10 protein-coding genes are annotated in these 16528 nt (G+C 47.6%); 7 read left to right on the top strand and 3 right to left on the bottom strand.

Features of this window, described 5'->3' with window-relative positions; translation table 11 throughout:
• Nucleotides 1-144 precede the first annotated feature (144 nt).
• The 3 genes from GXO76_09415 to GXO76_09405 all read right to left on the bottom strand — a co-directional run bounded on the left by GXO76_09415 (nucleotide 145) and on the right by GXO76_09405 (nucleotide 7538).
• A complete protein-coding gene (locus GXO76_09415; GenBank protein NOY78072.1) occupies nucleotides 145-3108 on the bottom strand; it encodes a hypothetical protein in 2964 nt (987 codons plus the stop codon).
• 11 nt (nucleotides 3109-3119) lie between these two features.
• Nucleotides 3120-6329: a T9SS type A sorting domain-containing protein gene (locus GXO76_09410; GenBank protein ID NOY78071.1), complete on the bottom strand. Its 3210-nt coding sequence runs from the start codon at nucleotides 6327-6329 to the stop codon at nucleotides 3120-3122.
• A 150-nt stretch (nucleotides 6330-6479) separates the two neighbouring features.
• A complete protein-coding gene (locus tag GXO76_09405) occupies nucleotides 6480-7538 on the bottom strand; it encodes a UPF0164 family protein (GenBank protein ID NOY78070.1) in 1059 nt (352 codons plus the stop codon).
• A gap of 479 nt (nucleotides 7539-8017) precedes the next feature.
• Here GXO76_09405 and GXO76_09400 point away from each other — a divergent pair, with 479 nt between their 5' ends.
• The 7 genes from GXO76_09400 to GXO76_09370 all read left to right on the top strand — a co-directional run.
• On the top strand, nucleotides 8018-8230 hold the full coding sequence (locus GXO76_09400; protein NOY78069.1) for a helix-turn-helix domain-containing protein: 213 nt from the start codon (nucleotides 8018-8020) through the stop codon (nucleotides 8228-8230).
• A gap of 257 nt (nucleotides 8231-8487) precedes the next feature.
• On the top strand, nucleotides 8488-11232 hold the full coding sequence (locus GXO76_09395) for a response regulator (protein NOY78068.1): 2745 nt from the start codon (nucleotides 8488-8490) through the stop codon (nucleotides 11230-11232).
• Nucleotides 11229-12347: a response regulator gene (locus tag GXO76_09390; GenBank protein NOY78067.1), complete on the top strand. Its 1119-nt coding sequence runs from the start codon at nucleotides 11229-11231 to the stop codon at nucleotides 12345-12347. The genes GXO76_09395 and GXO76_09390 overlap by 4 nt, the downstream gene beginning before the upstream one ends.
• Before the next feature lie 260 nt (nucleotides 12348-12607).
• Nucleotides 12608-13756 carry a M48 family metallopeptidase gene (locus GXO76_09385; protein NOY78066.1) on the top strand — a complete coding sequence of 383 codons (1149 nt, stop codon included), beginning with the start codon at nucleotides 12608-12610 and terminating at the stop codon, nucleotides 13754-13756.
• Nucleotides 13756-14019 carry a hypothetical protein gene (locus tag GXO76_09380; GenBank protein NOY78065.1) on the top strand — a complete coding sequence of 88 codons (264 nt, stop codon included), beginning with the start codon at nucleotides 13756-13758 and terminating at the stop codon, nucleotides 14017-14019. Before GXO76_09385 ends, GXO76_09380 begins: the two co-directional genes overlap by 1 nt.
• Nucleotides 14020-14042: 23 nt before the next feature.
• Complete coding sequence (locus GXO76_09375; GenBank protein NOY78064.1) at nucleotides 14043-16118, top strand: transglycosylase SLT domain-containing protein; 2076 nt, start codon at nucleotides 14043-14045, stop codon at nucleotides 16116-16118.
• A gap of 216 nt (nucleotides 16119-16334) precedes the next feature.
• Nucleotides 16335-16528 (top strand): DUF1343 domain-containing protein (locus GXO76_09370; protein ID NOY78063.1); only part of this gene is annotated, 194 nt, incomplete at its 3' end.

The raw sequence follows: 16528 nt of genomic DNA, 5'->3' as shown, positions 1-16528 counted from the left end.
GGACCAAGCCCATAACAAACAATATATAGCCTTTTTACCCAAGTCAAGCAATCGGTCAAAAAGAAGCTCTGTCTTATTTAAAAAAGTCATTCTCCCCACAAAAAAGCCAGTAGAATCAGAAATACGAGCGTTGTCTTCATTCGATTAATCCATGTATCCGAATGAAAGCCCGAAATAGTACCGGACTTCCTTTCCGTAGATTTGTCCCATCGTTTCGATGGTGTCGAACCCGTAGGCCGCATCAAAAAAGATCATCGTCGGGTAATTGTAAAAGGTGAAGGTGTTCAATCGCAATTGAATGCCCGCGTCCTTCTTAAAGTCGGAAAATTGTGCCCGGCCGTCATTCCAGGCGTTTCCGTAATCAACAAAAAGCCCCGCGTAAAGTTTATCCAGATAAATGGGCGCAAACTGAATATTCAGGTGCTGGCTGATGGGAAAGCGGTAAATCAGGGTTCCCGAAGCCAGCTTTCGCCCTTCGATGCTGTAAAACGGATACCCCTTCAGTCCGATCAGCCCTCCGGCGAAGAAATCGAAAAAGCTGTTCACAGGCCGGTCGATGTAACCGCCGTTCAACCGCAGTTCAACCGTGTGGTTCCACGGAAGGAGCAAAAAATGCCGATAATTCATCTGAATTTTGTGATAGGTGTATGGCTTGTACGTTTCCTGAAGCGTCCCGTATTTGCTGTTCACCTTAAATCCGTTAATGAATTGATTGTCTTCAAAATCGTAGCGGAGGGTTAGCTGCTGCCCGGATTTTGGGAAGGCGTCCATTCCCAGACTGGGAAGAACATTGTTGTACTGCCACTGAAGCATAAAATCCTTCCCGATTAAATAGGTGTAACCGAATTTGATCTGTTGGCCGTCAATTTCGGTTTCGAGGCGCCCGTTGTAACGGCTGTAAACAAAGGCGCTGCGAATCAAATTGGCATCGGTCAGTTTAAACTCCATTCCGAGATCGGTTTCGATGAGATTGTAGCGGAACCGGTCGGGCGTGTTTTTGTCCTTGACATGCCGGATCTGATTGTACACCTCCAGAAAAAGTGTGGGCCAGAGTTTGCGGTAGGTCACCATTCCGAACACGTCCCAGTCCCATTGGCGGTTCAGCGCCACACCACCAAAAATGCTGTATTTATCCAGCATATCGCTGGAATAAAAATAGGTTCCGAGTTTGGTGGTTCCGTAATCGAAAAAAAGCCGGGGTAAAAACCCCACGTGTGTGTACATGTCACGGTAGGGTTTGATCGTAATCGCCGGGTCTCCTCCCTTTTCGTTTGAGGCGATTTTCAACAGGGGAGAAACCCGCCCCCAGCGGGGGATTTTCCCCTTGGCCAGGTAGGGAGACAGCGTGGTTGGAGCCGCGTTTTTAAGATAGGCAATTTTGAAACCATCCGCCGTAAACAGGGTGTACACCAATCCGCTTTTGGGGTGGACCGACGGCATAAACGCACCGCCGATCACATTGGTAAGGGCCTTAATTTTTCGGGTTTTTAGATTCATCCGGTAAATGTTGAAAATCCCTGTTTTATCCCAGGCGAAAAAGACGTAATGTCCATCCTTGCTGAACACGGGATTGCGTGAATCGCCTTTGGATTTAAGCAGATAACGAAATTTTTCGCCGTTTTGATTGATCATCGCCAGGTCCCGTCCGTGGCGCGTGGACAGATCAAACAAAATGGATTGTCCGTCCGGCGACCAGACGGGGTGGAAGATCTGCCGTCCGTCGGAATAGTGTGTAATCTGGATGGCCTGTTTGCTGTCCAGATAGTAAATGCCCAGGTTGTCTGTTCCGTCGTGTCCCGTTACAAAGACCAGTTTCTTGCCATCCCGGGAGAAGGAGGGATTCCGGGCGCGCAGACCCTTTGTGAGCCGCTTTTCCTTCTTTTTGTGAATATCCAGCAGGTACAGGTCGTAGAAGTGACTTCCCTGAAAATTGGCCTTTTTGTTTTTGGCGTAGGCCAGGTATTTCCCATCGGGTGACCAGCTGACCGAGGATCGGACGCCGCCTTTGATCTGCCGGGATTTTTTCTTCTCAAAATCGTAGATGTACAGACTGGTTTGCGACATGTAATCCATGCCTTTGTTGCTAATGTAGGCCACTTTTTTGCCGTCGGGCGACCAGACCGGGTACATGTTCGAAAGACCCTTGGATTCAAGTAAACGGCCTCTTGCCACATGCCCGTTGATTTTGGAAATTCCCTTTGTGTACCACTTTCTCAAAAAGGTGATCCACTCGTTGTACATTTCTTTGTCGGATTTTCCAAAGGTGCCTTCAAAAGCCGATCGAAAGGAAATTCTCCACGGGAGGCGCATCCGCCGGGTCATCTGGCGGATTTTGTCGGGTCCGTATTTAGCAGCAATGTAACTGACCAGCCCGAATCCGTGATCGTACACTTCTTCGTTGCCGAGACTGGTTTTTCCGAATTCGCACATTTCTTTATACGACAATTGTTTGTTGGCCAGAATGGCCGTTCGCAAAACCATGTCCCGATGGGTGTCCCAGAAATCATTGGCCTTTTTCGGGGCCTGGTACTGGGCTTCTCCTTCGGCAAACCAGGGCGGGAAAACGGCACCGGCGATCGGGAAGGAGACGATCCGATCGGGAAATCCGTAAATTACATCGGGGCGCTTTTCCTTTTCGTAGTGCATGTACTGAATGTACATGGCGGGAATGTGACGGGTAAATTTCATCGCCACCTGAAGTGAAACCACGTGGGTAAATTCATGGGTGATCACGTTTTGCAGCCAGGGGTGAGTGCCCCGGAGATCAAAATCCATCGGCGTGGCCCAGATTTCAATCTTGTTTTCGTAATAATACGCGGCTCCATTGGAATAGTCGTCTGTATCTTTTACGATGAAGTGAACCTTTCCGTCCGGTTCGTGGTGGTACATGCGCGTAACCGGGCCGTAAATATTTTCGGCAATCTGGGCAATGGCCCGCGCGGTACGTTCTGCTCCGTTGTGGAAATGAATAAAAAAGTGAGGCGTTTCAATGGTGTACCATTTCAACTCGGGGTGATTGTACGATTCCGGCTGTGCCTGAAGAGGAACGGACGCCAGAAGCACAGCCAGGCCAATTAACCATCCAATATGTGTAAACCGCTTCATCATAAAATCGATCCTTATTTAACCACAGCAATCTTGAAAAAGGTAATGGCGCTCTGGCTGGCACTTTTTGCTTCAACCCGAACGATGTACACCCCATTGTCGACGGAATTCAAATTCCAAACCACTTCATTATCCGCAGGGCCGAGCCCTGGTCCCGAAAACTGATCAATTAAATTGCCGGCTATGTCAAGAATCTTGATGGAAACCCGGGCCGGGTGATTCAGGTGGTAGCGAATGGTGGTCTGATTGTCGTGCGTCGGGTTGGGGTAATTGTACGCCCAATTGCTTCCCACCAGAGTCTGGGGTATTTCGGGAGAAAAGGTGCCGGTTTTTAGCTGGAGATTGGTTTGAAAAGGGGAATTACCGATCCCCGACCAGGACAATTTGAGAGAATAATTTAAAAAGTGCAGATTCCAGGCGTAAAGAAAACCATCCGTTGAAACCGCAAAAAGCGTCGGGTTTTGATCGATTGTTGCAAGAGCCGGGGCGGCGGTAATGGCGTTACCCGTTCCCAGAGGAAAATCAAAAAGACGCGTGTTTGATTTTGAAAAGGCCTGCAATTGACCTGCCTCATTTCCAAGTAAAATTAAGGACGTCTGAGGCTGATTAAACGAGATTCCGACCGGCTGGTTCCAATCGGGTGTTTGAAGCGGGACCTCCCTCCGGTAAATTTTTGGAAAACCCTCTGTGAGAACCCCGTTAAAATCGAAGGCAAAAAGTGCAGACGCACTGCTGACGAGAATTTCGTTTCGATTCCCGTTTCGGACATCCATCAGAATCGGGCGTGTGGCTGGCTGCGTGCCGATATCCACAGGAAAGCCGCTGACAACGTCCCCGGTGTGCGAAAGAGCAGTCATTTTTCCTGATTTGGATAGAACAACTGTGACCAGTCCTCCGGTTTGGGTCAGGTAACCCGCTACGGGTTGAAAAAAGGGACCCGCGAGGTCAACGTGAACAGAATCCACTGTTTCAAGCGTGGAACGCAGTGTGTAAAGCCAGCCGTTTTGAAAGAGCACCTCAAACGTATCCACGCCGGCTGTTCGGGACAGCGGCAATTTGGAAAATCGGCAAAAGCCGGCAACCGGTGACTGTTGCAATTGCCGCGTAGCCAGGGTCTGGACACCCGAAGCATAATTCAGTGTCGTAAGTGTTCCGGAGGCGGTTCCGAGTAAGACGGTTTGGAGTTTTGGTACGGAGTCCCCGGCACTGGCTGCAGGGCCGATTCCCATGATCGCGGTTAAGGGGGATTCCAGGTTTCCCCACAAACTTGAATCTGCCCGGCCGTCACGATCCGAATCGGTCAGCCGTACCTGCCAGAATTTCCCGGATTTTCCCCCAAGGACGGCAAAATAGTCCTGATTGACATCGTCCCACAGAAAAATGGGCGGGGCAATAAGAGAATCTCCCACGTCCGTTAACAGAGCAAGCGGGTACCGGCTGAACGTTTGGGGTTCGGTCTCGAGGCGGAGAGAATCCGCGTTGGGAACAATTTTTTCACCGTTTGATGTCCAGCCAAGGAGCTTGCCGGACAAGGTGGCAACAAAAATCTCCGGATGCCCGTTCCCTTTGGAATCGAAAACAACGGGCGGAAAAGTAAGCGTTCCCGGGGGGCCGACGGCCCGGGGAAATCCCGGAGAAAAAAGGTCATTGGTGTACGAGAAAGACATGACCGTGTCAATTTTTGAGAAGTGATCCAGCAAAATGTGGGTGTTCGCCCCGGAGAAGCTTCTGGAGGAAGGGGCCGTGTAGGGACCAAATTCCACTGTCTGGCTGTGATTGGCCACCAGGTGATTTTCGTTCCCTTTGTAAAAGGGATCGTACATGGTTCCCAATTCACTGCCGCTCCCGGGGTTTAAGAAGCCGTAGCTCTGGCCGATGTCCTGCGAACCGTCGGCTTCCATCAGTTCAACCCCTTTGTGCTCGGGATTTCCGTTGATGGCATTGGAATCGTAGTAGCGACGGATAATGGCATCGTCAATGTGCCAGATTAAAATGCCCGAACCCGGAATGTCAAAGTCGTAGTCATCCACCTGAACGATCACACCCAGAGAATCCTGAGTTTTGACCTGGCCGTTGGCGTCCAATTCTACGCGGTGGCCGTACTGATCCCTGCCAATGGCGTAGCCGTCACCGTTAAAATCGTGCTGACGATTTTCGATCAGAAAGTATTCGTGGGAATTGACGGGAATTTTGTAGATGTGCGGCGCGGACCGCGCGTACGAGGCCCCCACGTTCAGCTGCGTTCCCGGCTTTAATTCCACCGGTTTTTCCCAGCCCATGAAAACTTTCGACCAGGCACAGGGCTGCGCAGGAATTAGTCCGAAATAGTTTCCGGAGCCCTGATCCATCAGCCCCCATTTGCCGATTCCCGATTGGCCGGTTTGAACATTGTAAAGTGCCGGAAGCCCCAACTGATGGCCCATCATGAGCGCCAGGGTTCCCTTGAGGCCGATTTGAATCGTTGTGGATTGCACCTCGGTTTCGGGCAAAATCAAGGCTTCTTTGACAATGGTGTCTTCAAAAGGAATGCCCTGAAAATTGGGGTTGTTTTTTCCAAGGGTTTTTTTCAGATGATCGAAATTGAGGAAGGCCGACGGAATGTCCTGCGGCGTGGTGTCGTAATCCAGCGCCACATCCTGGCCGACGCCCGCATGAAAAATCATAAAAACATCGTAAGATGCTGCCGAAAAGGATTCTGCGGAATCGGCGGCTGCCAGGGCATCCCGAAGCAATTCGGACAGTCTTTGATCCAATTCTTCCTCGGTTTTGTTGGGATTGTAATAGGCCATCTCGTGGGGGAGCCGGTAGCTTTTGTTTGGTGCGGATGGCAAAACGTCTCCCGTTAAAATGAGCTTTCCGTGCGAAACCGTCCGGTAGTAGTGAGCCAGAGAAGCCAGTTGTGCTTCAAAATAGGTCCGGTTGTGGGGAGGAGGATCGATGGTAATGGAATCGTTTTTAGCCAGTTGAAATTCCCCGTTACCGGTCGTTTCCGGAAGGGTGTCCGGTTTAAAGGAGACACGCAGCGCCAAAATCCGAAGCGTGTCGGGAACAGAATTTTGTGTGCCGGTTTGTGCCTGCGGGGTGTCAAAAAGCGTGGGCACCAAATGCTCCCGGGACGTGCTTGAAATGTGCGGCTTCACAAAATAAATTTTAGTCCGTTGAGCATACCCCGCAGTAACCAAAAATAACAATAGAATGAAAAGAACACCCATTCTTTTTTGCATGTGTTGTTTCCAGAATTTTGTTCAAAAAAGCAATTTAAGTCCCGGCCCGTATTTCGGAAAAGGCGACGGGATACCGGTTACAAAAAACCGAGGTACCTGACCTCGGTTTTTTTGCAAAATACATTCGGTTCACTGTGTCAAAAGAAGGAATCAGAACCCAATGGTCAACGAAAAGCGCATGGTATCGTTCAGGGGATGGCCCTCACCTGCGGCAATGTAGCCGAAATCAAATCGGTACAGGGAATATTTCAGCCCGGCTCCGAATGTGTAAGGCTTTACATTCCCCAGTTCATCGTACCAGTAGCCCACGCGAAGGGCGATCAGATCGCTGTACCAATATTCCAATCCCGTGTGTGTGATGATTTCCTTCATTTCCTGTTTGATGGGTTGATCCGTCCAGGACGTAAAAATAGCCTTGTAGAAGGGATCGGACGTTCCGTCTTTATAACGGCGTACCAGAAGTTTGTCAAAATCCAGAACGTAAGTCAGTTTGTTGTATTTACTGTTGATAATGTGGTAGGCCAGTCCCACTTTTAATGTGGTTGGCTGCGGATCGGCCTGATCGACATCGATGTAGGAAATTTTCGGTCCCATGTTGGTCAGGTTCATTCCAAGATTTAAATTTTTCAGGAAGGGCGTTTTGTAGAGGACACCCAGGTCCACACCAAATGACCAGGTCTGCCCGGCGCCCTTTTCTTTACCGGCGCCAAAGGGTGCCAGATTGCTGCGAATAATTTTCATGTTCAGTCCCACACCGGTGTGTTCACCCACCAGGGTTCCAAAAGCGCCCGAAACGGCGAAATCGTAACTGGTGAAATGGTCAACCACTTCGGGACCATTTTCGAGGGTGACATTCTGTTCGCCCAAATTCAAATAAGTGACGCTGGCGCCAAATGTTCCCAGTCCATTAATGTGGTGAATGTAAGACACGTAGTCGTAGAACAGGTCGCTTGCCAATTGGGGGAGCCAATTGGAATGCATAATCAACAGTTCGTGTCCGTCCAGAAATCCCAGTCCGCCTGAATTCCAGTAGACGGCTGAAGCATCATTGGCAAGGGCCACAAAGGCTTCACCCATTCCGTCGGCACGGACGCCGGGGGAAATTTGTAAGAACAGAACCCCCGCTTCACTCTGGGCGTGTGCCTTTTGCGTGGGCAATCCCGCCAAAAAGATGAGAGAAATAGCGGTTAAAATGGCGATTTTTTTCATGAAGGAACCTCCTTTTTTGCGTGTCATTCATATCAAATACATGAATCATCCAAAAACAAAAAAACCGAATGCAGGGATTAAATAAATCCACTTTTAAACATTCGGTTACTATTGTCTTGGTGGAGAATACCGTCCGCCTAAAAGTGAATGGAAAAACCCTTAACAGGTATAATTCTGATTTTACTCTTAAAAAAGTCTCAATTTCCAAAAACCTTTAGCGAACGACTATGAAGTATACTCCTCCAAATATATGAAATGGTTAAATTTGATTTAAATTTAAGAAAAAAAACGAAGCGTGTCAAGTCTTTTTTGAAAAGCGCCCATATATTTTATCGGCCGTTTAAGATTTTTCTTGATTGACATATTTGTTATATTTTTGTAACATAACTGAAAATACTTGACTTAAAGTCGAAGAATACATAAAATAGATTAAACCAGTTAAAAGAAGTATGATCAGCGAAAAGGAGTTCCGCGCACACATGACCAAAAAAGCCGTTTTCACCGTGAAGGATCTTGCAAATTATCTCAATGTTCATCCCATGACCATCTACCGGTATTTGCAAAAGAATAAATTGCCCGCGTTTAAGATCGGAAACAGCTGGCGCTTTAATAAAGAGTCCATTGACCGGTGGCGGCTTAATCAGGAAAACATTTCCTTTTATCGGAAACGGCAGGATTCCACCGATGAATAAAAAAAGCATGGATCACACAACCCGAAGGAGTATCGTTTCAAAAAGATGAAATAACCAAGTGAGCAGGCAGAAGTTTTTCCGGTGAAAGTTCCTCGGGAAACGGTTTTTTTGTTCAAGAATTCTGCCCCGGGGGATAATTCCTTTGTAACGATTACGAAAAGACACAAATGATGGAGAGGTTGAACCGCACCCATCAATCATCTAAATTCACGGTATGTCAGGCTGTTGCAACCGGCTTCCCAGGGAGAACGTCGAAGATGACCCCAACGAAAGGATGGTTAGACGCTTTTTTGAATCGGACAGAAGATCAACTTGACTTAATCGACAGAGAGTCTGTAACTCGCCCTGTTTCTTACCGAAAAAAAATTGCCAATCGGCCTGCGCGGGACTATCATCTTCGCTCCAGACATTATTGGCCGGCGTCAAAAAAGAGGGGCAAAAGGCGCATACGGCTGCCAAACCGGTGCCGAGCCGATCAAAATGAGTTGAGAGATCTGCTGGATGTTATCCATGAGCTTCTCCAGAAAATCAAAGAAGCCCGTTCCAGCGCTGACGTTTCCCAGTGGGTGGTCGCATTCATCAAAAAATATTTTCAACCCGATCTCCTTGAGCAGATCGTCATCCGCGAAAGAAAGATTAAAATCCTTCAACCGGGGTTGGAGGATAGGCCGGATGCTCGTGTTCAGAATGTTGCATGGGAGGATTTCTTTGCTCCGGAATTTTCGTTGGAAGGACTTTTTTCAAAAAACATTCTTCAGTTTAATCTTCAACACCAGGATGTTGACCGTTTTTTTTCCAAAAAAACCATTCGCAGGTTCCGATCACAGGGGGTGGATATTATTCGGATGCTGTTTTCTCACATCGTGCAGGGAAGCGTTATTATTGGCATTATCGGTTGGAAAACGCCTCTGCCGAAGCTGGTTCGTAACGAGCGCTTTTTTGAATTATCCTTTTTAACGACTCATCTGTTGCTGGGTCAAATCCTGGATTCCGAGATTGTTGAAAATCAGAACCGATCCCTGAGCGTTTTGAACAAAATGGCCTTTAAGATTATTCAGGGGGCCACTGAAAAGGAAATTGTATCGCTTATTGCCGATGAATTATTAAGGGTGTTTCCCGGATTAATCCGCATTTCGTATTTAACCCCCGATGAAACAGGCAACTACTGGATTGTGCAAACAGCCAAAATGCGGCCCGCTGTCCAGGCCGGTCTTACCTATCTCAAAAATATGAAACTCATTCCTGTTCGTGAATTCAATCCTGAAAGAAGGGTGGAGATTTTTGAAAATTTTAACATTGGATTTTCAAAATTGGGGCCCATTCACAAGGATTTGTACAGAAGCGGAATCCGGTCGAGTGCCCATATTCCTGTGTCTATTCAAAACAATCTTATCGGTTTTCTTAATTTGGGGTTTGATCGGCCGTTGGAAATACATTTACCAATTATGCGGCCTCAATTTGAAATGATGGGCACACAAATGGCGATTGGGATCAAACAGAGCCGCATGCTGGCCGAACAAGAGAAATTTCAAAAGCTCTGGCAACACGTTCTGGATTCAATTCCGCTGGGAATTTCGGTTCACGATGCCAACTGGCGGGTTCTTCAAATCAACAGGGCTATTAGAGATTTACTTGGCTTACAAGAATCGGACATTATTGGTCAAAAGTGTTTCCGCCTGTTTCACAAAATAGAGCACCCCATCGAGAGTTGCCCGTTCTTAAAACTCTTGAAGTCTAAGCAACCCGAACGAAAAGTAATGGATATTTTTGGTGACGGACGGCAATTTGAGGTGATTTGCTACCCGCTTCTGGATGAAAATCAGGCCATTACCGGCACCATTCATATCGTTGAAGATGTAACTCAGAAGCTGGCCATGCAAAAAGAAATTTTTCAGAGAGAAAAATTGGCTACGCTGGGCGAAATTATTGCCGGCGTGGCTCACGAATTGAACAACCCGCTCACAGGTGTATTGGGCTTTGCGGATTTGCTTCTTGAGGAATCGGAATTACCGGAAACCGTCAGAAGGGATCTTACTGTTATTAAACAGGAGGCGGAGCGTTCCCGAAAAATCGTCCGGAATCTCCTTACCTTTGCGCGCCAGACAGAATTTAAAAAAGAGCCCCAGGACATTAATTTTATCATTGAGAAAACCATTGAATTGGTGGAATATGATCTAAAAAGAAAAGGGGTTACATTTGTCCGAAACTTCGGGAAAAACCTGCCCTTTATTATGGCCGATTTTTTCCAGCTTCAGCAGGTCTTTATTAATCTGATCAACAATGCCTCTCAGGCTATCCTGAGCCAAAAACAGTCCGGAATCATTACATTCACGACCCGCGTGGTCGGTACATTCGTTGAAATAATCGTCGAGGATGACGGGCCTGGAATCCCTTCTGAAATATTGCCCAAGATTTTTGATCCCTTTTTTACAACAAAAGACGTGGGCAAGGGCACGGGACTCGGTCTTTCTGTTTCATTTGGAATTGTGCACGAACATGGCGGAAAAATAGCCGTGCAAAGCGAGCCCGGAAAAGGAGCTGTTTTTACCCTGGTATTTCCGTATCTGGAAGAGACCGTGCCCGTCGGAGATGGCTTGGAGAAAAAACCATTTCATCCGGCAATAAAGGACAAGAAAATTCTAATTGTTGACGATGAAGAAGTAATTCTCTCGCTGTTACGGCTTATTTATGGCAAAACCGGTAATCGGATTGAGACCGCCGAGAATGGGCGAAAAGCGCTTGAAAAATTGGAATCGGATTCATTTGATTTAATTCTGGCGGACCTCAGGATGCCGGAAATGGACGGCGAAAGTTTTTTTGCGCATTTAAAGAAAAAATCACCCGAATTGGTTTCGCGAATTATTTTTATGACAGGAGACGCAATTTCTGATGAAACGCAGCGGTTTTTTAAAAAAAATAGACTGCCCTATTTGATTAAACCGTTTGATATGAATGATCTGAAAACACTTATTTTAAATATATTTTCGGAGAATAATCCATGAGCCAATCCAAAAAAATCCTAATTGTGGATGATGAAACAATCATTCGCGATTTGATGGGACGCTATTTCAGGCGAAAAAACTATGACGTATCGGTTGCTGCAAATGCGCATGATGCCCTGATGCTCTTTCAGAAAGAAAAGTTTGACATTGTGGTGACCGATGTGAAAATGCCCGATTATGATGGAAAATGGCTTCTCAAGCAAATGCTGAGTGAAGATCCCAACATGGCCGTCCTGATGATTACCGGGGTGGATGATACAAAAGAAGCGGTGGATTGTTTGCGCCTGGGTGCGTACGATTATATTATTAAGCCGTTTGATACAGAAGAAATCCGGATTGCGGTTGAACGGGCACTGGAGCGAAAATCTCTCTTGATGCAGAAGCGAAAGTATCAGGAGAAATTGGAGTCGAAGGTCCGCGAACGCACACTGGAGCTGCTGCGGGCCTACGAAGAAATTGAGTCCACTTACCAGAAAACCCTTGAGGCACTCATTACCGCTCTGGATGTACGGGAGAAAAGCACCGGCGGACACTCGAAGCGGGTTGTGGAATACACCCGTGTTTTGGCCACCAAACTTCGGGTAAGGGGGACGCTTTTACTTGGAATTACCCGCGGAGCCCTGCTGCACGATGTGGGCAAAATCGGAATCCCCGACAGCATTTTATTGAAGCCCGGATCCCTGAGCGATGAAGAGTGGTCCATTATGCGCCAGCATACGCTCATCGGATATCATATGTTAAAGGGAATCAAGTTCCTGAAGCCGGCTTTAGATGTCGTCCGGTATCATCACGAGCGTTGGGATGGAAAGGGGTACCCGGAAGGATTGGCCGGAGAGGAGATTCCGTTGGGTGCTCGTATTTTCGCAGTGGCCGATACCTTTGATGCCATTACCAGCAGCCGGGTTTACCAGGAGGCGCGCTCCCTCGAAAAAGCGAGAGAAATTATTCAGGCAGAAGCCGGAAAGCAATTTGATCCCAGGATTGTGGACGCCTTCCAATCGATTCCTGTTCGGGTGCTGGAAAGGATTATGCGATCCGGCGAGAGATCAGATATTTCAAATATTGTTCAACAGGTTCGGCAAATACTTAAGCAAATGGAAACATCGGAAAATTAGCACGGGCCTCCCTCCAGCGGAGAATTCCGCCGAACGAATCATTTGGAAAGAATCCTCCTGCTCAAAGAATTAGATTTACCCGGCGGGGAGAACTCGTACTTTTTTCGCAAAGGGGGATTTAGTCACCCCTTTTTCTGCACAGCCAATTAAAATTCCGGGTTGCGTACATTCCTCTTGCAAATCGCCATTCAATTTCTTATTATTAATGATAATTTGTTGATCGATTTTAGTGTGTGGTGTGCTTTTTTCGGAGTTTTAAAGTGGAAACCGGTGCAGCTGTACTTTCTTCTCGCAAAAGCCGAAAGGAAGAAAAAAATCTTCCCAAAGCCTACACGCGTACCCACCTCGTTCTGAGCCTGATTGACTATGCACTGACCCTAATCTATTTTTTACTGCTTATTTTTGCCGGAGGAAGCCTGTGGCTGGGAAAAGTGTCAGACGGAGTGACAACCGCTCCTTACGCGAAATTAATTGTTTTTGTGTTACTGGTCGGGTTTGGAAATTGGCTGATTCTATCCCCGCTTGAAGTGTATTCCGGATTCATTCTGGAGCACAAATATGGGCTCTCCAATCAGACGTTCTTTCAATGGGTTTGGGAAGGGGTAAAAGGCGTTTTGGTAGGACTTTTGATTTTTCTGCCCCTTGTGATCGTGCTTTACTCTTTTCTCAGAGCATTTCCGGTTTGGTGGTGGGTGCCCGTCGGATTCATTATTTTTCTATTTTCGGTTGTCCTGGCCCAATTGGCCCCGATTCTGATTTTTCCTCTCTTTTACAAATTTCGCCCCGTTGAAAATGAGGAATTAAAGAAAAAAATTCTGGCGCTTTGCGAAAAGGTGGGTGTTCAGGTGTCGGCTATTTTTTCATTCAATTTGAGCAAAACCACTAAAAAGGCGAATGCCGCTTTTACGGGCCTGGGGAAAACGAAGCGAATTATTCTGAGCGATACACTTCTTGAAAAGTTTACACCGGATGAAATTGAGGTCGTTTTTGCCCACGAACTGGGCCATTACAAGCGGGGGCATATTAAAAAAGGGCTGGTCTTAAGTTTTTTTGTGATTTTCGCGGGTCTGTTCCTGACTGCCGTTTTGTACCGGTGGGCGGTTCACCGACTGGGCTACATTTCTGTTGATCAGATTGAAGCCCTGCCGTTGTTTTTTCTCCTGTTTATGCTCTACAATTTGATTGTGATGCCGGTTCAAAACGCGGTCTCACGGCGGTTTGAGGTTCAGGCGGATACATTCGCCCTGGATCTGACACAAAAACCCGCGGATTTCATTTCGGCCATGGACAAGCTTTCAAGGCTGAATCTGAGCGACAAAGAACCCCATCCCGTGGTGGAGTTTTTATTTTACAGCCATCCCTCGATAAAAAAGCGAATCGCATTGGCGGAAAAACGGGCCGGCGGTTAATGTCATCCGGTAATCGCTGGGGCTTGCCTTTGCAGCGGGGACTTTTAGTCAAGTCGACTCTGGCCATTGGCGTCAACCTAAAGCGGGATTGGGGGAAACAGAGTGATTGCATCGGCGACTCTTTTTTAGGAGAATCTGCCCGTGAGTTTTTTCGATTTGACTTAAGGGCTTTTTTGGCCGATAAAAAAAGAGGGCGGCCTGAATTGCCGGGCGAGGGGAAGTTGTTTTGTGCGGACTCTTTCCGGGCGTTTTTCATCAATTGAATTCAAAAGTACCTGAGGTTTGAATGATCCGAAGAATTATTTTATGTGGCCTTGTTAGTATTTTCCTCCTGCATCCGGTTCTCACGGCGGATACCCGCATTGCCGACCGGGAGGATCTTCATTTTGTACACGACACCAATTTGTTTCCCGTCCCCAAGGCACTTGAACCTCAGGTTAACTTTTGGGTGAATGTGTATTCTAAGTACTCTTTAAACCAGCATGTCATTCACGACTCCCGGAATTTATCGGTGATTTACGAGGTTTTCGATATTCGGGATGCGGTGGGCAACAGAAAAGTCAGCTACCGGACCATGCGGCGCTACGTGAAAAGACGCGTGCGGCACTGGAAGTCTATCTTGCGGCAGCTGGCTTCTCACCGAACAAATTTTAATCATCTAAAAGGGGATCAGAAAAAGGCCTTTGAGGCCTGGGGGGAAAAACGGGATCACAGTCTTTATCGGGCGGCCTCCAGAAGGGTCCGGGCCCAGCGGGGACAAAAAGAACGCTTCCGCAAGGGCGTTCAGCTTTCTGGCCGGTATTTGATCTACATGAAAAAGGTGTTCCGTGACATGGGATTGCCGGAGGGCCTCACGGCCATTCCGCACGTGGAATCCTCCTTTAATTATCAGGCCTATTCCAAAGTCGGAGCCGCCGGTATCTGGCAATTTACCCGCCATACGGGACGGCTTTTCCTGAAGATCTCCTACGAGGTGGATGAACGCCTCGATCCGATTCTTGCCACGCACGCCGCAGCGGAGCTGCTGCAAAAGAATTATAATGAGCTCGGGAATTGGCCGCTGGCCATTACGGCCTACAATCACGGCCTGCAGGGCATGAAACGTGCAAAGCGAATCTTACACACCGATGACATCGCGGTGATTGTTCAGAAATACCGAAGCCGAAAATTTAAGTTTGCCTCCCGCAATTTTTACACGGAATTTTTGGCTGCGCTAAAAGTGGTTGAAAGCTACGAAAAATATTTGGGTCCGGTGATTTACGATCCCCCCATCCAGTTTCAGGAATTTAAACTGCCGGCCTATATTTCGATGAGCACATTTGTACATTATTTCGGATTGTCAAAGGACGTGATTCGACAATTTAATCCGGCTCTCCGTCCACCGGTTTATATCGACAATAAGTATCTGCCGAAAGGATACAAATTACGCCTGCCAAAGGATATAAATGCAGCGGCTCTTTTCGCTAAAATTCCTGAGAAGGAATTGCATGCTCAACAAAAACGGCTTCGTTGGTATCGGGTCCGAAGGGGGGATACCGTCGGCCGGATTGCCCGGCGTTTCCGGCTGCGTACGAGCGACATTATTCTGGCGAACAATATTCGAAACGTGCGGCGCATTCGGGTCGGAAGTATTCTTTACATTCCGTCGAGATACGAAACCTCGCGCCGGACACCCTTCCGCAAAAGGGTGGCAGTAAAAAGGAAAAAACCGGTAAAGGCGATCACTGAGAAGGCAGATACGCTTTTGACCCGTACCGCAATTCGGAAAAAAGCGGCGCCGTCACCAAACGTCCTGGTTGCCAACAATGATTCCAGCAATTTTTATGGGCCATTTCTGGATGAACAACCCGTCCCGGCCAGAGCCTCAATTGATACCGTCGGCCGGACACTTCCAACGTATGAAGTCCGATTGATTAAACATTCTGCCCCGGTAACGGGATGGATCCGTGTGGAACCGGGAGAAACCCTGGGCCATTATGCCGATTGGCTGGGTATTCCCACACAGCGCGTGCGGCGGTGGAATGGCCTGTCTTACGGACAGTATTTGCAAATCGGGCAGCGAATCAAACTGCGATTTGAAGCGGTTTCGGCGGCAGATTTTGAGGAAAAGCGGTTGGAATACCATCGAAGCATTGAAGAAGATTTCTTCCAGAATTACGAAATTGTCGGGACGCAGATTCACAAAGTGCGCCGGGGAGAAAACATCTGGTATTTGTGTAATTCCGTCTTCGATTTGCCCTATTGGCTGGTGAAAAGCTACAATGGAAACCGAAATCTCTTCCAGCTTCATCCGGGCGATGAAATTGTCATTCCGAAGGTGGAAAGCAAAAACCCGGACGAGGAAGTGAGCCAGAGCGAGTAGGTGCGTTTTTTCTTTTATTCAGAGTAAAAAAGAATAACACAGAGAGCCACAGAGAAAATAAAAGAGAGAACCACAGAGAGGGAAGAGAAGATTTTCTTTTTCTCTGCAGTACTCTGTGGTTCTCTGTGTAACTGAAAAAGAGCAACACCGAGGACCACAAATATCTCCAGAATGGTATTATCAGTTTTGCAACGCATGATTTCCCGGGAGGAAGCCATGAATAAAATTCTTTCGAAGACCTTGATTCTATTTTTGTTGTCGTTTCCATTCTTTTTAAATTGCACCGAAAACCGCGCCCCCGTTATTCCCGGCCTGGATGTTTTATTAACCGAGCATCTGGATTTAATTCGTGGAAAACGCGTGGGAATTATCACGAACGCCACCGCCATTACCCGTCACGGAACCTCGAT

The organism is Calditrichota bacterium (assembly GCA_013151735.1).
GTDB lineage: Bacteria > Zhuqueibacterota > JdFR-76 > JdFR-76 > BMS3Abin05 > BMS3Abin05.
The sequence above is the reverse complement of the archived record's forward strand: the minus strand, read 5'-3'. Positions and strand labels throughout refer to the sequence as shown.

What these genes read in the sequence shown, in the direction of transcription:
- GXO76_09415 (NOY78072.1), bottom strand. Translation starts at nt 3,108, where the DNA reads ATGATGAAGCGGTTTACACATATTGGATGGTTAATTGGCCTGGCTGTG.
- GXO76_09410 (NOY78071.1), bottom strand. Translation starts at nt 6,329, where the DNA reads ATGCAAAAAAGAATGGGTGTTCTTTTCATTCTATTGTTATTTTTGGTT.
- GXO76_09405 (NOY78070.1), bottom strand. Translation starts at nt 7,538, where the DNA reads ATGAAAAAAATCGCCATTTTAACCGCTATTTCTCTCATCTTTTTGGCG.
- GXO76_09400 (NOY78069.1), top strand. Translation starts at nt 8,018, where the DNA reads ATGACCAAAAAAGCCGTTTTCACCGTGAAGGATCTTGCAAATTATCTC.
- GXO76_09395 (NOY78068.1), top strand. Translation starts at nt 8,488, where the DNA reads ATGACCCCAACGAAAGGATGGTTAGACGCTTTTTTGAATCGGACAGAA.
- GXO76_09390 (NOY78067.1), top strand. Translation starts at nt 11,229, where the DNA reads ATGAGCCAATCCAAAAAAATCCTAATTGTGGATGATGAAACAATCATT.
- GXO76_09380 (NOY78065.1), top strand. Translation starts at nt 13,756, where the DNA reads ATGTCATCCGGTAATCGCTGGGGCTTGCCTTTGCAGCGGGGACTTTTA.
- GXO76_09375 (NOY78064.1), top strand. Translation starts at nt 14,043, where the DNA reads ATGATCCGAAGAATTATTTTATGTGGCCTTGTTAGTATTTTCCTCCTG.